The organism is Pedobacter sp. (assembly GCF_045628745.1).
Classification (GTDB): domain Bacteria; phylum Bacteroidota; class Bacteroidia; order Sphingobacteriales; family Sphingobacteriaceae; genus Pedobacter.
On record NZ_JAZQPU010000227.1, the window covers coordinates 1 to 3,650 of the forward strand.

A 3,650-nucleotide genomic window follows, 5' to 3' on the forward strand; every position below is an offset into this window, starting at 1 on the left:
GGACTAGAACATTATTTCCCTAACAACAACCGTTCACAATTGCAAAAAACCGCGGAGAATACCCTGATTTGCGACTTTTATAATGCCAACCCCAGCAGCATGTCTGCGGCATTAAACAATATTTCTTCCTTAACAGCAGTGCACAAGGTGGCTATTTTAGGCGATATGTTTGAACTAGGCAAAGAAGCGGCAGAGCAACATGAGCTGATTGTAAAAAAGGCTATTGCAGCTGGTTTAACGCAGCTTATTTTTATTGGTAAGTCCTTTGCAGAATATGAAGGTCAATATGTAGCTCAATTTTTTCATACACCGGCAGAAGCCAGTGCTTATTTAATGGCAAACGCCATTAAAAACAGCCTGGTCTTGCTCAAAGGATCAAGGGGAATGGCCTTAGAGCAATTGATGCCTTTATTATAAGGTAGATTCAGCGACCAATATACCTGCGTCACTGATGGCATGCAGGGGGTTATCGGTCATACATTGTTCAATCACCAAAGTATACTTGCCATTGGCAGGAAAGTCGAATTTGCGCAACAAGGGCAAGGTATAGGTATATAAATCTCCTGAGCCGGCACCTAACCATGTTCCATCTGCCTGTGCCAGCTTGTATTCATACTTGCGTGTAACTTGTTTTTTGCCTGCTTGCTTTAAATGAAACAAGATATAGATGTTACTATAGCGGTATTTTGCTGTATGCCTTAATTTAAAGAAAAGATCATACGGTTTCGTATGATCTTTTATCTCTATGTCCGTGGCTACCTTATTGATATAACTCCAGCGATGTTTTGGCATCGACACATTGGTATCAACCACATTGTTGGTGATGCATCCGCTGAGAAAACCCATGCTGATCATCAGGAATACGATCACCAGGCACTTTATCTTATTCATTAGTTGGCTTATCCGAAGGTTTGTCCATAGGTTTATCACCTGTACGATCCGTAGGTCTGTTATTTCTTCTACGGTTATTACGGCTTTTATTTTTACTCACAACAGGTTGCCCTGGTTGTGCTTCTACAAGCTTTTTGCTATCTTCAATAACCCTTTTTACGTGCGGCGGGCGTTTTACAGCCTCTCCCGTAGGTTTAACCTGCTCAGGTTTCTTGGGTGCCTCCCCAGTTTTGCGTGCTTGCTGTGGGCGAGCTGGCCTTTCGGTTCTGCCTGTTGTAGCATTATTCCGCTGGTTAGGGGTTTTCTGATTGCGGTTAGCCTTGTTTCTTTTATCATCCAAACGGGTCAGGCTATCTTGTCCTACCACATTTTCATAATCAAGCACTTTTTCAATCACTGCCGTCGATTCTACTTCAACAGCCTCTTCTTTAAGGTTAACCGGTTTTTGTCCACGTTTATTCATGGCCATAATTTCTTTCACCCTATCCACTTTCAAGGGAATCCAATCTTCCTGGTTAGCATAACTAAACCACATCAGTTTCTTGAAAATATCCGTTTTTTGGTGACGTGCTACACCAACTTCTGTTTGTAAGCTTTCAATACGGTCTGGAATATCTTTTAAAGCATCCAGGTAAGTATCCAGCTCATAATTTAAGCAGCACTTTAATTTACCACACTGACCAGCAAGCTTCAACGTATTTAAAGACAGGTTCTGGTATCTTGCCGCAGCAGTAGAAACAGTTTTAAAGTTCGTTAACCAGGTAGAGCAGCATAATTCTCTACCGCATGAACCAATACCACCTAATCTTCCGGCTTCCTGGCGCATCCCAATCTGGCGCATTTCTATCCTGATCCTAAACGTTTCCGCCATTTTCTTAATCAGTTCTCTGAAATCCACACGACCTTCAGCAGTGTAGTAAAAAGTAGCTTTAGTTTTATCACCCTGGTAATCTACATCGCTGATTTTCATCGACAAGCGCAGGTCTAAGGCTAACTTACGTGCTTTATGCATGGTTTCCCATTCCATATCCTTGGCCAATTTCCAACGTTCCACATCTGCTTCAGATGCTTTACGGTAAATTTTACGCGTTACCTGGTCAAGGGTAGTTTTGCGGCGCTTCATTTGCGTCCTCACCAATTCTCCTGTTAAAGAAACGTGGCCAATATCATAACCTCCTGTTGGTCCTTCAACGGCAACAAGCTCACCTATCTCCAGGTAAATGTTATCATTATTGAGGAAAAACTCCTTTCTGGCGCCTTTAAATTTAACTTCGACTACTTGAAAAGGTATATAATTGGAAGGCATGTCTAAATTCGACAGCCAATCGTAAACTTCTAATTTCTGGCAACCACCAGTAAGGCAATTGCCATTACTTTTGCAGCCTGCAGGGGCGCAACCACCACCTGTTGAACAACTTCCACATCCCATAATTAATTATATATATATTGAGTCCCTTTCGGGAGCGTTTTAAATTTGATTATTTTAACCAATTGTAAAGATACATCTAAAAACAGAATTTTAGGATTCGCATTCCGTTCGATGTGATAATGAGCAGCTTCCAGCTCCGCAATAATGGCCGCAGCCATATTGATATCAAGCACATTGGCCGACAACTTTTTCGCCGTTTCCAATGCTCTTGGTGGTAATTTCACCAGTTCTTCGGCACCACTTAAAATGATGCTGCACTCCCTGAGGAAACTGATGCCGTACTTTAAAAAGTTTTTTTGATTTTCTCTTCCCCAGCTTGCCGCCTGGTCTACAAAAGCCAGAAGATCTAAACCTTTGTTGCTATAGCCCATTCTTAGCCACCCGGCAAATTTCTCTGCATGGTCATTTTGGGTATTCTCCACCAAAAGTTTGGCATCAATTAAATTGCCATCTGCCAGAAAACTATATTCCTGAGCCTGCTGTGCTGATAGACCATGGTTTTCCATCAGGTAATTTTCTATGGTCGCATGGGGCAGTTTGGGTATTTTGACAATTTGCGTCCTTGATAACAAAGTAGACAGGATCTGTTCCTGATTATTGGCCACTAACAAAAAGAGGGTGTTCATTGGCGGTTCTTCAATAATTTTCAATAAAGCATTGCCTTCTTTATCCAAAAATTCTGGCAGCCATAAGATCAAAACTTTAGTTTCGCCTTCAAAAGCTTTATAACTTAGTTTTTTGATGATATCATGACATTCGGCTATATTGATATTGGCCTGTTTATTTTCTGCCAGTAGTTGTGAGCGCCAGATGTCAAGGTCAAAATAGGGATCTTTGAGCAGCATTTTTCGCCACTGTCCTAATACATCTGTGGCTAACTTCACATCCTTAGAAGCGAAAAAAGGATAGGAGAAATGCAGGTCTGGGTGGATATAACGACTATATTTCCTGCAGGAAGCACAAGTACCGCAGCTGTCAGTATCCGTTTTTTCAAGGCAGTTGATGTATTGCGCATAGGCAATGGCCAATGGTAATGCACCACTGCCCGAAGTAGAAAGAAATAGCTGAGCATGGCTCACTCTATTTTCAACAACTGTTTGTATCAATTGTTGTTTTATAGCTTCTTGTCCTATGATCTCTTTAAACTGCATTTGGTGCAAAATACTAATTTTTTAATATGGTTTTGCATATTTGTAAAATGGCACGTATTATCGCATTCGATTATGGTACCAAGCGTATCGGGGTTGCCGTTACAGATCCACTGCAAATTATTGCGACCGGTTTGGACACTATACACCCCAAGGAAATCCTGGAATATTTAAAAAAATAC

General features: G+C 41.3%; 5 protein-coding genes. 2 read left to right on the forward strand and 3 right to left on the reverse strand.

Annotated elements, in window-relative coordinates; all coding sequences use genetic code 11:
* A partial coding sequence (locus tag ACR2F7_RS08665) for a glutamate ligase domain-containing protein (RefSeq protein WP_432713181.1) occupies positions 1-417 on the forward strand: 417 nt, incomplete at its 5' end.
* Here ACR2F7_RS08665 and ACR2F7_RS08670 read toward each other — a convergent pair.
* From ACR2F7_RS08670 to ACR2F7_RS08680, 3 genes are read right to left on the reverse strand one after another with little or no spacing between them, the layout of a single operon-like run.
* A complete protein-coding gene (locus tag ACR2F7_RS08670) occupies positions 412-891 on the reverse strand; it encodes a gliding motility lipoprotein GldH (protein WP_432713182.1) in 480 nt (159 codons plus the stop codon). The two genes, ACR2F7_RS08665 and ACR2F7_RS08670, sit on opposite strands and share 6 nt — an antisense overlap.
* On the reverse strand, positions 884-2,320 hold the full coding sequence (gene ricT, locus ACR2F7_RS08675) for a regulatory iron-sulfur-containing complex subunit RicT (protein ID WP_432713183.1): 1,437 nt from the start codon (positions 2,318-2,320) through the stop codon (positions 884-886). The genes ACR2F7_RS08670 and ricT overlap by 8 nt, the downstream gene beginning before the upstream one ends.
* Positions 2,321-2,322: 2 nt before the next feature.
* On the reverse strand, positions 2,323-3,471 hold the full coding sequence (locus tag ACR2F7_RS08680; protein ID WP_432713184.1) for an ATP-binding protein: 1,149 nt from the start codon (positions 3,469-3,471) through the stop codon (positions 2,323-2,325).
* 47 nt (positions 3,472-3,518) lie between these two features.
* Here ACR2F7_RS08680 and ruvX point away from each other — a divergent pair.
* The coding region (gene ruvX / locus ACR2F7_RS08685) for a Holliday junction resolvase RuvX (protein WP_432713185.1) at positions 3,519-3,650 on the forward strand (132 nt) is incomplete at its 3' end.

Excerpts from the sequence above, each read along its gene's own strand:
- ACR2F7_RS08670 (WP_432713182.1), bottom strand. The coding sequence starts at position 891 with ATGAATAAGATAAAGTGCCTGGTGATCGTATTCCTGATGATCAGCATG.
- ricT (WP_432713183.1), bottom strand. The coding sequence starts at position 2,320 with ATGGGATGTGGAAGTTGTTCAACAGGTGGTGGTTGCGCCCCTGCAGGC.
- ACR2F7_RS08680 (WP_432713184.1), bottom strand. The coding sequence starts at position 3,471 with ATGCAGTTTAAAGAGATCATAGGACAAGAAGCTATAAAACAACAATTG.